The organism is Fructilactobacillus sp. X2R5C2, from assembly GCF_059901375.1.
In genome coordinates this window covers 1-268 of the sequence record NZ_JBWXUX010000022.1, presented here as the reverse complement: position 1 = coordinate 268, position 268 = coordinate 1, and the positions used below count along the sequence as shown (strand labels likewise).

The window sequence follows — 268 nt, the reverse complement described above, 5'->3', positions numbered from 1 at the left end:
CAGTACGACAGGCCGAAGTGCTCTTCGTCCATCGCCATCAGGTTGTTGGCACCCGACAGCATGGTCGCCACATGCGTACGGGTACGCGGCAGGATACGTTGGAAGTAGAAGCGCGCAGTCTGCAGCTTGGCAGTGTAGAAGGCCTCTTCGCTGGTGCCGGCTGCCAGCTTCTCGGCTGCCAGGCGGGCGATGTCGGCCCAGAAGTAGGCCAGGCAAGCGTAGCCGGAGTACATCAGGTAGTCGACCGAGGCCGCGCCCACTTCCTCGC

Annotated in this window: 1 protein-coding gene; it reads right to left on the bottom strand. The window is 63.4% G+C overall.

Annotated features, from left to right (window positions below):
* Positions 1-268, bottom strand: a 268-nt coding sequence (locus AC6UD2_RS06790; RefSeq protein WP_500698433.1) for an acyl-CoA dehydrogenase C-terminal domain-containing protein, incomplete at both ends; no start/stop codon positions are given.